Annotated in this window: 21 protein-coding genes; 2 read left to right on the top strand and 19 right to left on the bottom strand. The window is 54.5% G+C overall.

Features of this window, described 5'->3' with window-relative positions; genetic code table 11:
* Window positions 1–325 precede the first annotated feature (325 nt).
* Window positions 326–1,228 carry an SDR family oxidoreductase gene (locus V4U88_RS22390; RefSeq protein ID WP_334075467.1) on the bottom strand — a complete coding sequence of 301 codons (903 nt, stop codon included), beginning with the start codon at window positions 1,226–1,228 and terminating at the stop codon, window positions 326–328.
* Window positions 1,229–1,358: 130 nt separating this feature from the next.
* On the opposite strand from V4U88_RS22390, the gene V4U88_RS22385 reads away from it, so the two are divergent.
* The gene (locus tag V4U88_RS22385) at window positions 1,359–2,324 is read left to right on the top strand and encodes a helix-turn-helix transcriptional regulator (RefSeq protein ID WP_334075466.1); all 966 of its coding nucleotides are present in this window, start codon (window positions 1,359–1,361) and stop codon (window positions 2,322–2,324) included.
* A 31-nt stretch (window positions 2,325–2,355) separates the two neighbouring features.
* On the opposite strand, the gene V4U88_RS22380 is transcribed toward V4U88_RS22385, so the two are convergent.
* From V4U88_RS22380 to V4U88_RS22300, 17 genes are all read right to left on the bottom strand, one after another.
* Window positions 2,356–2,979 carry a TVP38/TMEM64 family protein gene (locus tag V4U88_RS22380; RefSeq protein WP_334075465.1) on the bottom strand — a complete coding sequence of 208 codons (624 nt, stop codon included), beginning with the start codon at window positions 2,977–2,979 and terminating at the stop codon, window positions 2,356–2,358.
* Window positions 2,980–3,144: 165 nt separating this feature from the next.
* On the bottom strand, window positions 3,145–4,116 hold the full coding sequence (locus V4U88_RS22375) for a ring-cleaving dioxygenase (protein WP_334075508.1): 972 nt from the start codon (window positions 4,114–4,116) through the stop codon (window positions 3,145–3,147).
* 23 nt (window positions 4,117–4,139) lie between these two features.
* Complete coding sequence (locus tag V4U88_RS22370; protein ID WP_334075464.1) at window positions 4,140–4,598, bottom strand: MarR family winged helix-turn-helix transcriptional regulator; 459 nt, start codon at window positions 4,596–4,598, stop codon at window positions 4,140–4,142.
* A 480-nt stretch (window positions 4,599–5,078) separates the two neighbouring features.
* Window positions 5,079–5,306, bottom strand: coding sequence for a hypothetical protein (locus V4U88_RS22365; protein WP_334075463.1), 228 nt, complete (start codon window positions 5,304–5,306; stop codon window positions 5,079–5,081).
* Complete coding sequence (locus V4U88_RS22360; RefSeq protein WP_334075462.1) at window positions 5,296–6,681, bottom strand: hypothetical protein; 1,386 nt, start codon at window positions 6,679–6,681, stop codon at window positions 5,296–5,298. The genes V4U88_RS22365 and V4U88_RS22360 overlap by 11 nt, the downstream gene beginning before the upstream one ends.
* On the bottom strand, window positions 6,678–7,310 hold the full coding sequence (locus V4U88_RS22355) for a putative phage tail protein (RefSeq protein ID WP_334075461.1): 633 nt from the start codon (window positions 7,308–7,310) through the stop codon (window positions 6,678–6,680). Before V4U88_RS22355 ends, V4U88_RS22360 begins: the two co-directional genes overlap by 4 nt.
* Window positions 7,303–8,361, bottom strand: coding sequence for a baseplate J/gp47 family protein (locus V4U88_RS22350; RefSeq protein ID WP_334075460.1), 1,059 nt, complete (start codon window positions 8,359–8,361; stop codon window positions 7,303–7,305). The genes V4U88_RS22355 and V4U88_RS22350 overlap by 8 nt, the downstream gene beginning before the upstream one ends.
* A 1-nt stretch (window position 8,362) precedes the next feature.
* Window positions 8,363–8,776, bottom strand: coding sequence for a DUF2634 domain-containing protein (locus tag V4U88_RS22345; RefSeq protein ID WP_334075459.1), 414 nt, complete (start codon window positions 8,774–8,776; stop codon window positions 8,363–8,365).
* A complete protein-coding gene (locus tag V4U88_RS22340) occupies window positions 8,776–9,243 on the bottom strand; it encodes a DUF2577 family protein (protein WP_334075458.1) in 468 nt (155 codons plus the stop codon). Before V4U88_RS22340 ends, V4U88_RS22345 begins: the two co-directional genes overlap by 1 nt.
* Window positions 9,243–10,256 carry an XkdQ/YqbQ family protein gene (locus V4U88_RS22335; protein ID WP_334075457.1) on the bottom strand — a complete coding sequence of 338 codons (1,014 nt, stop codon included), beginning with the start codon at window positions 10,254–10,256 and terminating at the stop codon, window positions 9,243–9,245. Before V4U88_RS22335 ends, V4U88_RS22340 begins: the two co-directional genes overlap by 1 nt.
* Window positions 10,253–10,912, bottom strand: coding sequence for a LysM peptidoglycan-binding domain-containing protein (locus tag V4U88_RS22330; protein WP_334075456.1), 660 nt, complete (start codon window positions 10,910–10,912; stop codon window positions 10,253–10,255). The genes V4U88_RS22335 and V4U88_RS22330 overlap by 4 nt, the downstream gene beginning before the upstream one ends.
* Window positions 10,912–12,867 (bottom strand): phage tail tape measure protein, encoded by a 1,956-nt coding sequence (locus tag V4U88_RS22325; RefSeq protein ID WP_334075455.1) that lies wholly within the window; start codon window positions 12,865–12,867, stop codon window positions 10,912–10,914. The genes V4U88_RS22330 and V4U88_RS22325 overlap by 1 nt, the downstream gene beginning before the upstream one ends.
* Window positions 12,868–12,886: 19 nt before the next feature.
* A complete protein-coding gene (locus tag V4U88_RS22320) occupies window positions 12,887–13,048 on the bottom strand; it encodes a hypothetical protein (protein ID WP_334075454.1) in 162 nt (53 codons plus the stop codon).
* 26 nt (window positions 13,049–13,074) lie between these two features.
* Window positions 13,075–13,473 (bottom strand): phage tail assembly chaperone, encoded by a 399-nt coding sequence (locus V4U88_RS22315; protein ID WP_334075453.1) that lies wholly within the window; start codon window positions 13,471–13,473, stop codon window positions 13,075–13,077.
* A gap of 126 nt (window positions 13,474–13,599) precedes the next feature.
* The gene (locus V4U88_RS22310) at window positions 13,600–14,034 is read right to left on the bottom strand and encodes a phage tail tube protein (RefSeq protein ID WP_334075452.1); all 435 of its coding nucleotides are present in this window, start codon (window positions 14,032–14,034) and stop codon (window positions 13,600–13,602) included.
* Window positions 14,035–14,073: 39 nt separating this feature from the next.
* On the bottom strand, window positions 14,074–15,141 hold the full coding sequence (locus V4U88_RS22305) for a phage tail sheath subtilisin-like domain-containing protein (RefSeq protein ID WP_334075451.1): 1,068 nt from the start codon (window positions 15,139–15,141) through the stop codon (window positions 14,074–14,076).
* The gene (locus V4U88_RS22300; RefSeq protein WP_334075450.1) at window positions 15,138–15,614 is read right to left on the bottom strand and encodes a hypothetical protein; all 477 of its coding nucleotides are present in this window, start codon (window positions 15,612–15,614) and stop codon (window positions 15,138–15,140) included. Before V4U88_RS22300 ends, V4U88_RS22305 begins: the two co-directional genes overlap by 4 nt.
* Window positions 15,615–15,876: 262 nt before the next feature.
* Here V4U88_RS22300 and V4U88_RS22295 point away from each other — a divergent pair, with 262 nt between their 5' ends.
* Window positions 15,877–16,464, top strand: coding sequence for a response regulator transcription factor (locus tag V4U88_RS22295; protein ID WP_334075449.1), 588 nt, complete (start codon window positions 15,877–15,879; stop codon window positions 16,462–16,464).
* Here V4U88_RS22295 and V4U88_RS22290 read toward each other — a convergent pair.
* A complete protein-coding gene (locus V4U88_RS22290) occupies window positions 16,451–17,926 on the bottom strand; it encodes a sensor histidine kinase (protein WP_334075448.1) in 1,476 nt (491 codons plus the stop codon). The genes V4U88_RS22295 and V4U88_RS22290 overlap by 14 nt on opposite strands.
* Window positions 17,927–17,939 lie beyond the last annotated feature (13 nt).

Below are 17,939 nucleotides of genomic sequence, written 5' to 3'. Positions count from 1 at the left end.
GAGCCTTTTGCGGCCTTTTGCGTCGCTATTTTTTCGAATTCGGCTCATCGGTAGAAATAACGGTCTTTTGGGCCCCAATTTTTGAAAAAAAAGCGAGTCAAACCCGACTTCGGGCCCGCACCAGTGTATAGGGCCCTTTTGGACCGCTATGATTCCCGCAGAGCCGAATCGGGCCAAAATAGCTTCCCAAAAGGCCGCTAATACCGGCGGGCGGCTAGGGAAATTAGGGGTGCCAAATCCCACTCGCTACGCCGCTTCTTAAGTCGGCGAATAAGCCTCATAATGGGCGGCGCCATGCTTGGTGTTATTTGGTCCGTCTGCCGGCTCAGTTGACCGGCAGCCCCTGGCTCTTCGCATAATTGCCCCAGTGCGGCCGCCGTCCGTCTACGTCGGCAAAGCCGTACTCATCGGAAAGATCCCAGCTGGTGAGGGAGCGCCCCGCCTTTTCGCTTACCTTGGGGTCCGCGGCCAAGTGGGCAACCGCCTGCCCTACATAGAAAGGCGTTTCGGATTCAATGTAATGCGGCTCTTTGGCCACGGCATCCCGCCAGTTCCGCTCCTCCACTCCGAAATACTCCAGCATCTGCTCGGAGCGCAGGAACCCCGGAGTCACCGCCAGGGCGGTAATGCCGTGCGGACGCAGTTCTTCCGCCATACCTGCGGCCAGGTGGATCGGCGAGATTTTGGCCAGACTGTAGTAGAGGTTGCCCCGGTAATTATAGGTGGAGCCGTCCGTAATTTCGATCACCAATCCCTCCCCCCGCTTTACCATCAGCGGAACGCCGTAATAGCTGGTGATCAAGTGGGCTTTGACCGCCCGCTCCTGCATGAGCAGCGCATCCCCCAAGGGCTGTTCCCAAAATGACGTGCCCCAGTGCGTCAGCTTCTCGCCTCCCCAAATGTCGTTCACGAGAATATCCAGCCGCCCCTGCTGTTCGTCCGCGACCCGCTCGAACAGGGCTTTTACCTCCTCTTCCCGGGTGTGATCCGTGCGGACGGGAATGCCCATCCCTCCACGAGCGGTTACTATCTCCGCCGTCTCATCGATGGTCTCCGTCCGCTGCAGATCCGAAGCGCTCCCCCGAACGCTGCGCCCGGTACAATATACCGTGGCCCCCGCGGCCCCGAGCATCGTGGCGATTCCCCGCCCTGCGCCTCTTGTGGCACCTGCGACGACGGCGATCTTTCCCTTTAATGGTTTGTCCGTGAATAGACGATTGTCGTTCATGCTACCCATCCTCTCCTCGCTTGTTTTTACTCTTACATCCCCAGTTTACCAATCATATATGACATCTCTTGTCTTATATAAAATGGTACAATCGTGATCAAGAGAAAAACTTCTACAGGGAGGGGTCCCTATGAGGGCGGACCGGCTATTATCGATTTTGCTGCTCCTGCAAAACGGCGGAAAGTTAAACTCCCGCCAGCTCGCGGAAAAGCTGGAGGTCTCGGAACGGACGATCGTCAGGGACATGGATGCCTTGAGTGCGGCAGGTGTCCCCGTCTATGCGGAACGCGGGTCTTTGGGGGGATGGATGCTGGCGGAAAATTACCGGACCGGCTTAACCGGCATGGGGCGGGAAGAGATGCTGGCTTTGCTGGTTACGAGCCACGGGACCCTGCTCGGCGACTTGGGGATCGGCCGGCAGTCCTTGGAGACCGCTCGCCAGAAGCTGATGGCCTCTTCCTCTGCGGCACTGCGGCGGGATGCCGAAATGATCCGCCAGCGGATTCATATCGACGGGGCCGGCTGGCATGCCTCGGATGAAAAATTCGAATGGCTCTCCGTCGTTCAGGAAGCCGTGTGGGCGGAGCGTAAGCTGGAGATGACCTACCGGAAATCGGACGAAGATGCGAGCGGAGACTCCCGGATCGTTCATCCGCTGGGGCTGGTCGCCAAGCGGAACGTCTGGTACCTGGTGGCGGAGGACCGCGGGGAGCTTCGGACGTTCCGGATCTCGCGGATCATGGAAGCCGCGGTGCTGGAGGAGCGCTTTGAGCGGCCGCCCGGCTTCACCTTGGGGGCGTATTGGGAGCGGTCCACCGCGGAGTTCAAAAGCCGCCTGCCGAAGTATCCGGCCGAGCTGCGGGTGGCGGAGCCGCGGCTCGCCCGGCTGAAGCGGGAACGCTACGCGAAAGTGCTCCGCACCGAGCCGGACGGACCGGGATGGGTCCGGGCGGAGGTGGAGTTTCACACGCTGGAATCGGCGTGTGAGCTGGTCTTGGCCTGCGGCCGGGAAGCCGCGGTCCTCGGGCCGCCGGAGCTGCGCGAGCGGCTCCGGGCCGAGGCCGAGGCGGTCGCGGCCCTATACCGGCGGTGCTGAGCCCCTGGAATAGGGGGCGGCACCGCCGGGTTCATTCGGCGGGCTCGGGCTCGGCCGCAGCCGCCGTGAAGTAGCTTTGCAGCTTCCGGTTCAACCACAAGGAAGCTGCGATGAACGCCGCGACGCCGAGGAGCTTGGCGGGCTGCGCGGCAAAGTCGGCCAGATGCGTGCCGATATAGGACACGCAGAAGACCATGACGGCTTTGCCCAGCGCCACCGCCGCTCCGAAGGAGGCGGGCGGCATCCGCGTCAGTCCCGCGGCCATGTTGATGACGACGAACGGGCCTACGGGCAGCATGCTGAGCAGAAAAACGAAGCTGAATCCGTTCCTGCGGGCCCACAACATCGCTTTCTTCACCTTGGGCTTGGCGGCCCAGCGCCGCATCACGGGGGCCTCGGCCGCCTTGCGGATCAGCAGAAAGGTCAGCAGACTCCCGGTCACGAGTCCGATCCAGGAATATAAAAAGCCCAGCCACATGCCGTAAATCGCGGCGTTGGCACCCACGATCACGATCGTCGGCAGAGGCGGGACGAAGGATTTCATAAACGTCAGCAGGATGCCGGGCAGCGGACCCAGAGAGCGGAAGCGCTCCAGGAAAAGCTCTATATTTTGTTCCGTAAAAAAATCCACAACGCTAAGTTCTGCGCCAAACAATCCACTTCACCTCTTCTAAGCCGGGTGACCCCATTATACTATAGCCGGGCCCGGATTCCCGGACTAAATAATCGACAATCTGATGGAAATCAAGAAAGGCCGCCGGAGTTTAGGGCTCCGGCGGCCTTAAGCGGGAAGGATCCCCGCTATTCTAATGGGATGGCTTTACTGCACCGTATCCAGCGGTTTCAAATGTGCCTCGATTTGCGCCCGTTTTGACTCGAGAAACGGAGGCAGCGCCAGGGATTCGCCGAGATGCTCGATATCCTCGTCCGTGGCGAATCCCGGTCCATCGGTCGCCAGTTCAAACAGAATGCCGTTCGGCTCGCGAAAGTACAGGGACCGGAAATAAAAGCGGTCCACAAAGCCGGAGTTCGGCAAACGGACGCTCCGAATGCGTTTGATCCAGGCGCGCAGCTCTTCCTCGTCCGCAACGCGGAAAGCGACGTGATGGACGCCGCCCCGCCCCAGCCGTTCCCGCGGGAGATCGGTTCTCGGCTCAATGTGGACCTCGGCGCCACTTCCTCCTTCGCCGGTCTCGAACACCAGAATATCCGGCTGCCCTTCGATTTGCGAAGAGTACTGCCCTTTCCGGCGGAAGCCCATCAGCTCCGTCAGTACAGCGATTGTCAGCTCCGGCTCGCTCACGGTCAATTGAACGGGGCCCAGGCCGACAATGGCATATTCGGCGGGCACCGGGCTGCGGTCCCACGGTTTGCCGCCGGGAACGCCCGCGTTATGTTCATCGGAAACCAGGACGAGCCGCTGCCCCTCAAAATCCTTGAAAGCCAGTGTGGCCCGCCCCGCCCGCTGCTTCACTTCCTCATGCTCGACCTCAAACTCGGCCAAACGCCGGGACCAGTACTCCAATGCCCGGTCGCTCGGCACGCGAAGCGAAAGCGCGGAGATGCTGTTGTTGCCGTCGACATTGCGCCCGGCATTCGGAAGCTCGAAGAAGGTGAGCTCGGTTCCCGGATTGCCGACTTCGTCGCCGTAAAATAAATGATATACCGAGATATCATCCTGGTTCACGGTCTTTTTGATCAGACGGAGTCCGAGAACTTTCGTGTAAAACTTAAAGTTTTCCGAAGCGGTTTTGGTGATGGCGGAAACGTGATGAATACCCTTGAATTCCAAGTTCATGAGGAACCCTCCGTTCGTTATTGTGATTTTTCAATCTTGCGCAGGAGCGCCAGAAGCTGCTGTTTCTCCTCGCGGCTTAGCCCTTCGAATTGAGACGCCTGAAACCGCTCCTGCTCCGGCACGGCCTGGCGGTAGAGTTCCCGCCCGACGTCGGTTAGCGACAGCCACTTCTTCTTCCATTCCTGTTCCCTGCGAATCCAGCCCAACTCCTCCATCTTCGCCAGAAGCTGGGTGATATTGCCTTTGGACACGAGCAGCTTGTCGGCCAATTCCTGCTGGGTGAGCCGTTTGTGGGCCCCGATCTGGACCAGCGCGTCGAATTGAGCGACCGACAGGTTCCAGGCCTTTAAGTGCTGGTTGGACGCCCGCAGACTCCGGTTATATATGCGTGAAATGCGGTACCATACCAATACCCCGAGCTTTTCCGCATGTTTTTCCTCTAATTGGTCGGGGTCGCGTGTTTCGTTGTCATTCATTTCTTTTCCCCCATTTCAAGGATTGCATTCAGTTTAGTTCTAAACTGATAAAATGTCAAGCGTTCCCCAAACAACTGCTCGATTCACAAGAAAAGCCGCTGAACAGGTCAGCAGCTTTCATGTTTTCGTTTTCTCCTCGGCTGGTCAGGGGGTGAATTTTACTGTTTACCTTTCCTCCATTTACTGTTTACCGCCTGTCCCCTCGAGTTCACAGGTACGGATGCACTACGCCTATAGCTCCCCCGCCAATTAACGGGATTTTCTCCCGTTAATTCGGCGCTATTTGCGCGATCTTACGCATTAGCTGGAATTTCTCCAGCAATTTCCGCCTCTTCGGCGCGAATCGGCCTTCCGGACGCAATATAGCGGGAGTTTTTCCAGCTAATCTCCTCCCGCGGCCGTCCCTCCGCCTGATTAACGGGAGGTTTTCCCGTTAATCAGGACAGAGCGGGCGGGACCAAGCCAGGGTACCCCAGTTCACTAACGGCGCGGCATTGCTCTCAGCAGTTGATCCAGCTTATCTTCCAGCAGCTCCTGGCGTTCCAGCAGGTCCGAGAGCATTTCGTACAGCAGTTCGTTGGTTGCCTCAGCCGCTTTAAGCTCTTTCCGTTCGCTGTGACGGGCGCGCAGCTCCTCCGATTTGACCCGAAGCGGGTCCGTGGGGATATGAAAATGCGCGGTTTTCGGGAGCGGTTTTTTACTTGCCATCCGTTACCACCACCTTTAACCCGGCGTTCCGATCGAGTCCGAGCGTGCTCAGCCGGAATTCCCCCGGTTCTTCACTGCTGACCGTTAGGGCAGCCTTGCCCTTGGAAACGCTGATGGCTTGCTGGATCCCGTTCATTTCCAGTTGTACATCTTCGTTGAAATCCTCTTGAATGTTTCCCTGCCAATCCGTAATCGATAAATCGACCGTCAGTACATCCGACCCATCCGCCGCGATGCTGTCCTTATCCGCCTTCAAACGGGCCATCGTTCCCGTAAACGTTTCGTCCGCATAGCGCATGCTATCTTCAATATTCATATCAGCATCTAATAAATTAGCACCAGCTATTGAGAACATCGGAATGCCCCCGGTTCTCTGCAGTTTCGTATTCAGAGGGAAATTCAAATAGAGCTGTTTGTCTCCCCCCCGGTACATTAAAATCAATCGGTCGCGATGCGCATAGAAACCGAGAGGTTTATTGTAATCAGGCTTGCCGACTTTAGGATATATACCTTGAGTATTGTCACCAAAATAGGGCAGATCGATATACAAATATTCATTATTCACCAATGGATATGTTCCGGCGTATACCGTCAAGTATGCGTTGGCTATCGGGTTCATAATCCACACATGTCCTGAGAGTGTTACGGAAACTTCATTATCGATAATTGGATTAGAAGAAATCGTTATTAGCCCCTGTAGCCGAGCAACCAGTCCCCAAGCTCTTCGATCTTCCAATGGCTCATATTCCACCCCATCAGTCTGTGAACTATATACTGCCAGTCTAGTGATTCTTGTCACAGACACGGCAGGCTCGATGACGGTTATCCGAACATAGCTTGCATTTTCCGGCTTTGGAAGGGAGACAAACCTTTCTCCTTCAAAAGTTCGTTCCGTAACTAACTTCCATTCCGATTGGTTTGTACTTATTTCAAGTTTACACTTAAGCGGTGTTACTGGTGTTATTTCCAATGCGATTGCCTCAATATCGTAAAAGCCTTCTAAATTTATTGTGAGACTTGCCGGATATTCACCTGATGGGGCAAGGTACCAACAGTTCATCTCGGCCGAATCTGCCCTCGGCTTATAATAGGGTGCCGTTGGCAGCCCTATAATAGACCCATCCGTTACTGTAACCGGCTTGAACTTAGCCACATTTTCACTTATTCTTCCATTTTTAAAATGCTGCCGTTCAAGGGCTCCGCTTTCGATTCCTTCCCTACCGATCGGAGGAGCATCTCCCGGTTTCCCCGTATGCCTGTGGCCTTCATTATTGTTAAACAGCCTATCAAGTACTTCAATATTTGCATTCTGCGCCTCTCTCCTGACTGCGTCAGAAGGCTCAAAAGCGTTCAGCCCGCTGGGCAATTTCTTCATGTTTCATCTCTCCCTTCTTTGGGCGTGTTAGGCTTCCAAACCTCCAACTGATCCCAAGTCATGTTCAACGCCTCAAGCTCATCCCATGTTAAATCCGCCGCATCCAGTTCATCCCATGTCAAATAAGTGTACCGGAACTCCAATTCGAGATGGGCCGGGATAATTTCGCGCAGGACCTGACGCATATCCGGTTCGTTCGGCGGCTTGCCCCGCGTACCGATAAACGTGATGACTACTTTGTACTCGGAAAAAATCTCCTCTACCCGGATCTCCCCGTTTTCGAACGAATCCGCTACGTTCTTGATGACCGCCAGGGTTACCGTTCCGGCTCCCCTGAGCTTTGACTTGATGACCGATCGCCTTTGGTCCCAAGGTTTGTTCTCGTCGGCGAGAATCCCGCAGATATTTTCCCAAAAAGCAAGTCCCCAGGTGGCGCGCTCTACAAAAAATTGCTCGAGAACGTCCAGGATTCGTTGGTTCAGTCCGAGGAGTTCTTTCGTTTCCTGAGTGATCAGATTGCTGGTAATCCCAGGCTGGCCCTCGTTGTCATGAAGGGCGTAGTATTTCGGCAGGTAGTCGGCCATATCTTTTTCCAGATCACGTTTAAATTCGAACAAATCGTTAAACAATGAATTCCACCGCCCCGGCCACCGCTACCTGATCTTCTTTGATTTTATAGTTGCCTTTTTCCCCGTTAATCTTCAATTCCTGGAAATCCTCCACTTGGGCAATATCCAGCAGAAGACCGAATATTTGATTATAGGAAACGATCGTTGTTTTAAAAGCAATACCGGCTAAAAAGTGTTCCAGCTTTTTGCCAAACAACGTCTTGATTCCTTCCAAATCCGCTCCCGATGCTAGTTTTAAACTTGCGGACACGTTGATTTTCACTTCCTCCGCTCCGCTAACCGTAACATCCGCTCCCACCGGACGGCGTTCGTCCACTGCGTCTTGTACCTTTCCGATAATTTCATCATTGGGCTCCCGCTTGTCTTCGGACAAGATCGATAACTTTACGGTGCCTCCCCCTTTCCAGGTAGGAAAGACCTTCACATCGCCCACACCGGAAACCTCCAGCGCCCATTGACGATAATGCCAGGCGTTCCCGCTCGTCGCCGGTCTCCGGACCCGATCGTAGTATCTGCCCAGAAGCGACTCGTCGGACTCCCTTTCGGCCCCGTTTTTAAACTCTTCCGGATTCGTTACCGAAACAACGCCGGTCAAATTTCCCAGCATCAGCTTGATCCGTCCGGCATCGACATTTCCCCGTACGCCGCCTACCGCCGCCTCAGCCTTCACTTTAGCGGTTCCTTGATCGATCACGCCCGCTTCGGTCGTTACAAATACAATAGCCTCCTCCTCGTCGGTGGAAACGGATGTCCCCTTGGGAACGACGGTATTGTCGTCTCCTTTGAACACAATTTCCCCTGCCGCTTTCTCGCTGGGACGCCGTGTGATTCCCATTTCAGCCGCCCTTAGATCCAGGTATCCGGACGGTTGTTCGGGACCCGCAAAACCGAATTTCAGCACATTCTCCAACGCTATATAAGCATGGGCCAATTCGATGGCCGCGGGCGACAGCAAGTCGTAGGTGATGGAGCCCTGCCGCGTATCGATGCCTTCCGGCGAGGCGTTCCGCATCCGATCCAAAATGGCTTCCTTCGTCTGATTTTCAAACATGTTAAATGCTCACCTCCTGCTCAATAGCTCCTTCGGCCGTTATCACTGTAAATGTGACGAACAGCTTATCGCTCTCCCTCTCGATCTGAAACTGTTCGACAGCCTGGATGCGGTCATCTTCCTTAAGCGCTTCGGTAATCACCCGGGTGATTTCGCTGTGCAGCAATTGCGGAGAAATGTCCTGTCCCAGTAAAGTTTCAATTTCACAGCCGTATTGGCTGTTATAGATTAAATAGCGATAACGGGCGGTTAGGATCGCCTTCTGAATGGACTGCTTGATCGCCTCTTGACCGTCAATGATTTTCTCCTTGACCTGGCCCGATTCGAAATCAAGCAAATAAGTCCGGGAAGGAAGCCGGGCGGGCTTCACCTCCACAAATCGTTCTTCCCTGCTTCGCAGCGGAGACAATGCCATTAATACATCACCACCCGATCCAAAATCATATAGGTTTGCCCCTGGTTAATACCGACGACGATGACGCGGTCGTCCTTTTTGAGTTCGTCGGTAAATTCCAAGTCAGCTTCTTCAATGGTTTGATCGGCGGCAGCCATATTTATCCCGAAAAACTCCAGTTTTCCTGTACCACCAAACAAATGACTAAGACTAAACTGGTAGGGAGGGGTTTTAATTTTCTTGATATCCGCAAAAATCTTTGTCCCGCCCTCACTCTTCAAATTCACCTTCCGCGTATGCTTCGCCAGCGACTGTGCCACGATCAGGTCGTCCTTCTCCAGCTCCACGTTCATATGATCCACCTTGATTTTCAGTTGAGGCGGTGCGGACGTCACCGTGGCCAACTCAAAAGTAATCTCGGAATTGTACCCGATGGCCCGGATCAGCTGAACCAGCTGACTTGCTCCCGAGCCTTCAATGCGTTCCATTATTTGGCCCCCTTCTGTTCGTTGTATTCCATCTCGGGAATATCATCCGTCGCCGACAAGGTCAGCGACATCGTATGGCTGCCGTTCTCGAACCGGTGTTCATCGGCGGAAATGTAGTATCCGCCTAGAATCCCCGTCACCGATTCTTTGACATATACGCACGAACCGGACACGACATCCGGAATGCCGAGACATTCGATCCGGGCCTGATCCTCAATCGTCGCCAGATCCTCGAGCAATTGCTTGGCCCGCTGCTCCATCTGGGATGGAGTCATATCTTTGTCCGGCTTCTCCACATGCTGCATGATTCCGAATCGCTTAATCAGCTCCCCGTCTTTGGCGCTCGCCGAAATCGCCTTCTTCTCCACGTCCCCGCCAATCACCTTGATCTGGGTGCGGGTTTCTTCAATCGATTGCGAATAGCTGGCATCGAGCAGATTCACCCCGTTTTCCAGGACCCATTTCCCTTCCTGCTCTTTTCGTGCCAGCAGCTGCAGCTTGCCTTCCCTGGAGGTAATCAAAAAATGCTGCCCATTTTGCTTCTGGGTTTCGGTCAGGGCCATCACCATCATCTCGAACAATGTCTTTTCGCGAAAAACCAGCTTCGGAATCACATAGCCCGTATCATGGATTTCGCCCGCCTCAATGGAGAATTCATTACACAGCCGCTTGATGATCGCGGAGGCGGACTGATTCCGAAATATTTTCGTATCCTTGTTTTTGGTCAAATAGATGTTCTCATCGTAGGCCGTTAAAGTCATTTGGCCCTTGGAGTTGATCTGGTCCGCAAACAAAACGCCCCGAAACAGCTCCTGCTTCCCATTCAGAATGAGCCGCAGCTCCGCTCCTTTTTCAAACACCATGTACAGATCCCGAAGATCACCCGTGTTGGAAACTTCCACGACAAGCTTCCGGGCCGCCTGCTTGATATCGCCGGACCAACTGATCGATTTCACGATCGGATCCAGGTACACGTTCTGATTTCGATCTTTGTACGTCACGCTCCAGCTCATGAAGGAATCACCAGCTTCTGGCCGGGAATCAGTTTATCCGGGTTTTTGCCGATCACCTTCTCGTTGGCCGCATAAACTTCCTTCCACCGATCGCCGTTGCCTAAGGTGCGCTGGGCGATTTTCCACAACGTATCCCGGGGCACCACGATATAAAATGCCGGGGGAACCTTGGTATCCGGACGATGCTCCCCTGTGATGACCATGGCCTTTCCCGAACCGGAGGTTTCCACCTGGCGGAACTTGACTTCCTTATACTCCTTGAGCTCCATTTCATAGAAGACATCCCCCGGATTGCCCGCCCGTTCACTATACTGAAAAGACCGGAGCGTAACCGGGCATTCAATAGGCGTGCCGGTAATCACCAGACGGAGGGGTTTTCGCAGCTTCCGCCAGTTCTCAATCTTCCCTACGATGTCCCAAGGTGTTGGGAAATCCTCGTATTCGCAATAACCGGGATGATAGTCGCGCGGAAAAAAAGAGCCGAGGGAAAACTCGCGCAGCGCGGCCTCACCAATCACCGTATACTCGCCAAGCTGGGTGACTTGAACGTCTTCGTAGCCGTATGAGCTTTTTACCGAGATCTGCTCGGGATTGACGGGCAGCCGCAACCAGTCTTTTTCGTCCATGGTCTTCAGCCAAAATTGCAGAGACGCCATTATGCCATCAAACCTCCCGCCGCTTTGATCTCGCGGGCCAGCGCCCGGGCAATGTCGTCGATATCCGACTCCTGGCGCACGTGAAACGTGTTCCCCGTAATCGAAATCGAGGCGCCCCCGCCTCCGCCGCCGGAATATTCCCGGTTCTCGCTCGCCGTCATCACGCGTTCGCCTTTATGCAGCCGGGCCATCATCCCGTCATAAGGGACGTAGTCGAGACCGTGGTAGTGGCTGGACGGAGGGCCCCCTGCGGATGTCACCTGACTCGTGGTCTTCGTGTTTAAATTGACGGAAGCCTCATTCGTGCCGGAAAAGAAGGCTTTAACTTTTTCAATCTTACCCATAATGTAATCCCATGCCGAAGTAACGAGCTGTTTAATATCATCCATGTGATACTTCACCAAATAAGCAACTGCGGCAAAGGCGGCCCCTACGGCCAAGCAGGCCAGAATAAGGGGAGCGAACGGTGCGGCAAGGGCGATAGCCGCAGCGGCGTTAGCCTTCAGCGCTATTGCCGTAGCATATAAAGCAGGTGCAAAAACAGTAAGCAATACGGCACTCACTCCGAGTAAAAAGGCTCCCATAATATCCGCATACTCCATAAAAAACTCAAGCGCCCCAACCATCGCTCCCATAAACGGGAGCAGGAGATCCCCAAGCGGAGCGAGCGCAATCGTTATCCGATTCTGCAAGGCTCCAAAGCGGTCGCCAAAGGTTTCAAGAACCTGCCCCTGACTCAACATCCCTTCCTTGCACTGATTCATGGAGGCGAGAATGCCATTAAACTCTACCTTTCCGCCTTTCAGTGCCGTTACGAGGTCTTCACTGACTTTGTTCCCGAAAATCCCCGTGGCATACTGCATGGCTTCTGTAGCTGTCTTGGCATCCCGGATTTTTGCGGCAATCTCCGTGAACCCGCCGGCCGGAAGCTTCTTGGGATCCTTAAGCGCGTCTCCGATCGGATTCAGCCCGTCTTTTTGCCACTTCGCCATGAGAGCCATCGACTGATTAAATCCGAGGCCCATGTCTTTCAGCGGTTCACCAAACTGACCCATCTGCTTCATCAACTCGACCATATCCACTTTTCCCGCCCGGCTGGCGGCAAAAAATTGCTCCAGCATCACCTCGCCTTGCTTGGCCGTGTACCCCCATGCAGACATGGCCGATGTGGCCGATTCCGCGGCTTGGGCGCTATCGCCGCCGGTTAATCTTGAAGCATCCAGGAGCATCTTGGTCAAACCCTCCAGATCTTTTCCGGTTAAGGAGGTTTCCCGGCTCAAAATCCCCATCGCCTTGCCGACTTCACTCAAGCTTTGGGGTACCTGCCCCCCGACGGTCCGAAAAGACTGGGCAAGTTTGACCAGTTCCTGCCTGGAGGCCCCCGAAGTGGCTCTAAGCACGCCATAAGCATCGCTGTAGGTTTTGGCCGCCTCCATAATTTTATCTTTAGCCGAAGTCAGCAGTTCCATGGCGCCGCCACCACCGCCGCCGTCTTGGGCGGCATTTTGCGTACCCGCGCCTGCGGCCGCCGGATCCTCTTTCTTCCTAAATGGAATCGGATCGGTCGCCAGTTTCCCTAAAGGCGCCCTCAACTTGGTGATGTATCCGGACAGCGCGCCTTTCCACTTTGTCAATTTGCCGCCAATTACCGTAAGCGCACTGCCCGCGCTTTGTTTGGCCGAACTCCAAGCCTTCTTAAACCCGCCGCTCACCATAGATAGTGCAGAACCGGCCGCACCCTCCAGTTTGGAAAGTCCCGCCATCATTCTGCCCAGGCTGCCAGCGTTCCACATCTGCTCGCTCGCTCTCGCCATGCTGTTCAGATCATGGATAGCTTTGGTGCGGGCCTGAAGCTCGCCCATCGCTTTGTTGTATCTTTTCAGGTTGTTTAAACTTTTACTGGTAATATAGTCATTCGTATTGTTCTTATTGTGATAGTTGCTCAGCTTCCTCACCTCCTGGCTAAAAGCGACCCTACGACCTCATCCTGCGGGCGGCCCGCTCCTGCTCTTTCCGCGCCTTCTCCTCCTCTTCCAGCTGCAGCATCATCGAGGCGTACATAAACCGCTTTACGTTCTCGTCCTTGTTGTACACCTCATCCGGAGGAATATGATGCCGCTGAAAAATAAGGTGCACCAGAAAGGCCTCGCCGCCCGCTTTGATTAGTTTTTTATTTCTTCTTCATCGCTGTCGAACCCGCTGATTTCCAGGATTTCCGCGGACAGCTTGGCAATTTCGCCGGCCAGCAGCAGGCCGAGGATCGCTTCCGTCGGTGTGCCGTATTTCTCGGTCAGCTCTTTGGCGGACCAGTCCGGAATGAGGCAGGCTTTTTGGATGACCAGAGCACCGAACTGCTCTTCGTCCATCACTTTTTCCCGTTTGTTTCCTTTGCCCGTATAGTGCGTGCACTGTTCCTGAATTTTGTTGATCGTTTTGCCGTCCAGCGCCTGAATTTGAAAATCGACGCCAAGGCGCTTCATCGGAATATCCTTGGTCGGTTTGCTGTCCGCGCTCAAAAGCGCCTGAAGCACGCTAATTTGTCGGTTATCGGTAACTGCCATGTGATTCATCTCTCCTTAGGGTTTATTCGTTTGGTTTTCGGTCATGAAACAGAAATGACATGGAACCCGGACAAAAGCGCCTTGTTATAGCCGGGTTCATGCCATGCCATTTCCGGAGAAGCGTGATTATTCAGCCACGAGTTTATCCATCAGCTCATAGCCGGTAAAGTTAAAGGGAAGCTCTTCTTCCACGATCGCTCCCACCTCGAAGTGCATCAGCGGAATTTTGTCAAAGGTCACGCCTTTCAACCGCACGCGGTAGGCTCCGTACGATTCCGGGTCCTCCAGCTTCAGGATCAGCTCCGTCGTAAAAGTTCCCTTCTTGTCGTCGGCGATCTGACCGATCAGTTCAACGAACTCGGAAGTCACTTTATACCCCGTCATCGTACCCGAGCCGCTGAGTCCGGTCACTTTATGCGCCGTCCAGCGCGTGCCGGACCGCTTGATCTCCTCTTTCGTAATTTCCACATTCGCCTCGGCCGACTTGACGTTGGTCAGCCATTTGCCATCGTAATACACATATCCGTAAGTCCCATTGATAACGCGGGTTGAATCCAGCACTAAAAATCCCTCCTAGTAATGTTGAAAGCGTTCTTGTTCTTACACCCGGATCGTCAGGAAAATCCGTTCCATGCTGTCGACTTCCGTGAAGGCGACCAGCAGGTAAACTTGATCTCCTTCGGACTTCCGGTCCGGATCCAGCGTCACGACGATGTCGGTCAGCACATTGTTCAACTGCAGCCGCTCCAGGTAGGCTTTGATCGCGGAGATCAACGCCGCTTGCCCGTCGGCGTTATTGTCCAGCTTGCCGATATAAGAATCGGCAGCGGCCTTGGTAATATCCGTGGAAATGGCTTGACGGGCCCGCATGGCGCGGATTTTCTTGCCGCTGGTGACCAGCCCCTGCTCCACCTTCACCTTTTCGCCGTCATGAACAAGTACCAACGAACCTTTTTCCAGCGCCGCATTGATTTCGGTCTTTCTCAGGCGCTTCGTGACATCGTTGGCGTAAACCGGCGCATACGTAATCGATTTGTTAATGCCGGTCCCCGCGATCAAGCCGGCGACGTAAGGCGCATAGCGGGCCGAGTTGTACGGCTTTCCGTCGATCTCAACGCCGGTAATCAGGTTGACGACATAATCATCCTTCACGGCAACGCTGCGGGTATTGCCCGTGTCCGGCTTCTGATCTTCGTCGGCGGTTCCCCCGATCACGGTAATGAAGTGTTTGCCTTCATCCTCCCGATTGTCGGCGCACCACTCTTTGGCGGCCTTTTGCTCCGCGGCCGGAATTTCCGCAGGATACACGAACACATTAAAATGACGCGTACTGAAAGCATCCCGGATCGCCGTGTAATCCACCACGGCCTCTTTCCCCTCGGCCGGCGCCGGTGGAGCCGGAACCGTGTAGACGAGCACTTCCTTCGCTCCGCCGAGCAGTATCAGCCGGATCGGATCGATATTTTCTTCCCCGAACCAATCGGCGGCTTCCTTTACTTTTTCCACCGTAAAAAACTTCTTGGCATCCGCCGCATTTTTGTACTTGAGCAGCGGCAATGCTACCGTTCCGCGCGTACCGCCCTTGATCTGCGCCGCTGCGGCCTCTTCAAATCTGATGTACAGCCCCGGACGCACCGGCAGGCTGGTTGGTTCCCATGATCCACTCATTCGTTCATGCCACCTTTCAAATTAATGGTCGTGCGATACTCCACTTTGTTGATCTTCTCGTACTGCCGGATCGCCACCGGCTCCCGCGTGTTGATCACCACGGTGCCCGTGCCTTTATGCAGTCCGCCTTCAAGCTTCTCCGGGGTTGAAATCGCAAACGATTCCGCCCGGATGCTCCCCGCCCCTCCGGTTTTCCCGGTGTCCGCTTCCGCGCGCTCATTCATCAGGTAACGGCTCAGCGCTTCCAGGCTAAGGACTACTTCCTCTACCTGCTCCGCGTAATAAACGACCGCGTACTGTCTTTCCGCCAATGTATGGCTACGCGAATCGCTCCGCCGCGTCTCCTGCTTGAGTTCAATGACGAATTCCCCTGCCACAGGTAGGGCGGGACCCTGGAAACGGTGAACCGTCACCGCCGGAAACTTCGCTTGAATCAGTTCCGTCAAACCGCTGATCTCTCCAGCTATCGACATACTCCATCACTCCCTTCAGCCGGCCGGCAAACCGTCCATACCGAAAAACTCAGTGCTTAAGTGCTAAATCCCCCGCTTCCGTTTTCATAGTTTCCAGCCGGTCTCTCCGGCCACATTTCGGATTATAGAGCAGGCCCAAAACGGCGAACAGGATGAACTTTCTTCACCCGGGGGTGAAGGGATTTCATCCTACCTTTACGGGGTAAACCTTGATATACTAAGGCTAAATGCAACCTTTTCCAAGGTGTGAGGAGTTATAAAGATGGAGCGAATTCGTGTCATGCTTGTGGAGGACGATCCCTTCTGGAGGGAGCATATCAGTGCGGATTTGGCCGATGAGGCCGATATTGCGGTCGACAGCGTGGCCTCCACGAAGGAAGAAGCGGTTGAGCTCGCAACGCGTCTGGATCTGGATGTGATTCTGATGGATATCAATCTGACGGGGAATCATCTGGATGGGCTGGACGCCGCCGAGGAAATTTTACGGCAGGAAAAAAACAACTCCGTAAAGGTCATTATGCTGACCTCTATTACGGAGTCCGAAGTGATTATGAAATCTTTTCGCCTGGGGGCGATGAATTATATCAATAAATCGAGCTATCAGGATATCCTGCATGCGATCCGCGAAGCCCACAGCGGCCGGGCGTCCATTCATCCCGACGCCGCCCGGGCCATGCGGAGCGAAGTGCAGCTTATGGAGCTCTCACCGACCGAACGGGAGGTCTTCGAGCTCCGCCGGAACGGGCTGAGCAAGCGGGAAATCTCCGAACGGCTTCACAAGTCGACGAATACGATAAAATCCCAACTGCGCAGCATTAAGAACAAGCTGACCCATTTCAAAATGGATTAGCCGGAGGGTTCAAACGCCCCTCCCTGGACCATTTGAACCGGCTCCTGGCAGGAGATGCCGGCTTGAACCGGTATTTCGGGAAGTGCAGAACGATCGTCGTTCCCTTGCCCGGGACGCTCTCGGCCACCGACAAGCTTCCGCCGTGCTTGCTCATCACGCTGGTGCAGTAAGACAGGCCGAGCCCGTAATTCAACGCGTTCTTCTTCGTCGTAAAAAAAGGCTCGAATATTTTGGCCAGATACTCCTGCGGGATTCCGGCCCCGTTATCCTTCACCTCAATGATGAATTCCTTCCGGGTCACCGACGTGGCCAGTTCAATCATCCCCCCCTCGGGAGGCAAAGCGTCGATGGCGTTGCGAATCAGATTGGAAAGCGTTTCTCTCACATGAACCTCATCACAAATGAGCTTGCCCTCCGCTCCGTAAAAAGCGGATAAAGCGATCCCCCTGGCTTCCGTAATCCCTCGCGAGGAGGAAATGACGTCCTCCAGCAGCTCGCGCAGTTCGTTCTCGCTTTCGTCAAGCTGTACATCCTCGGCCTTCTCCTTGATCCGGTTGACCATGTGCAGCAGATGATCCGTCAAGCCGTGCACCTGGCTCATCGTTTGGATCGCTCTTTCCGTATGACCTGCTTTCATGAGGGAACGGCTCTTTTCGGCCAGGTAATCGATCTTTTGAATCTCGTTCTTGATGGAGTGGTTCAGAATGGACACGCCCATCGTCAGCGTGCGTATCGAATAATCAATCCGCTCCCGTTCGATCCGCAGCTTGATGCCGAGAAAGCCGTACCGGATCGTAAAGAACAAAACGGCGGCGACCGTTCCGAGGATGACGATAAAGTTGGCCTGCCACATCCCGTTGCTGCGCAAGTCAAAAGACCACCAGCCGAGCCCCAGATAATTAAAGCCCAAGTAATCGGAGGTATAGGCCCAAATCATGACAAGCGGGAAGAGCAAGGTTCTCCGTTGGCCGCGCCGGCTTAACTCGTTCTTCTCTCCGAAATAAGCCAGGATATAAAAGAAACAACCGATCGCGACATACATCCCGTCCCACCAGCGAAACTCAGCCATCTCGAAAATATGCCAGGAGCCCTGCCGCGCTCGATCCAGAATCAATAGCACCGCGGCCGGAAGAAGCAGCACCGACCAAATCCATTTCCAGCGGGAGGACATCCGCTCGTTCAGCCACAGCCCGCCCAAACTGAATACGTAAGGCAGAACAAAATAATAAATATTCATGCTCACCACAGTCGATACATACAGCGCCCGGCTAAAAAACTCCGGCATCCAGGCTGCGTCTCCCAACATCGGTATAATGGACAGATGCATGCTGAACGTATAGCTCGCCGAACCGCCCAGCAAGATCGTTAACCCGATCCAAATATTGGACCTTGTCCTATGAAATAAGACGAACAGCCCCAAAGACCAGAGCGACAGGAACATTAGGATATAAATAAGCTGCACTTTTCCTACTCCC

This window comes from Paenibacillus sp. A14 (genome assembly GCF_036864815.1).
GTDB lineage: Bacteria > Bacillota > Bacilli > Paenibacillales > Paenibacillaceae > Fontibacillus > Fontibacillus sanfengchensis.
Note: the sequence above shows the minus strand (reverse complement) of the source record. Positions and strands in the feature narration are given on the sequence as shown.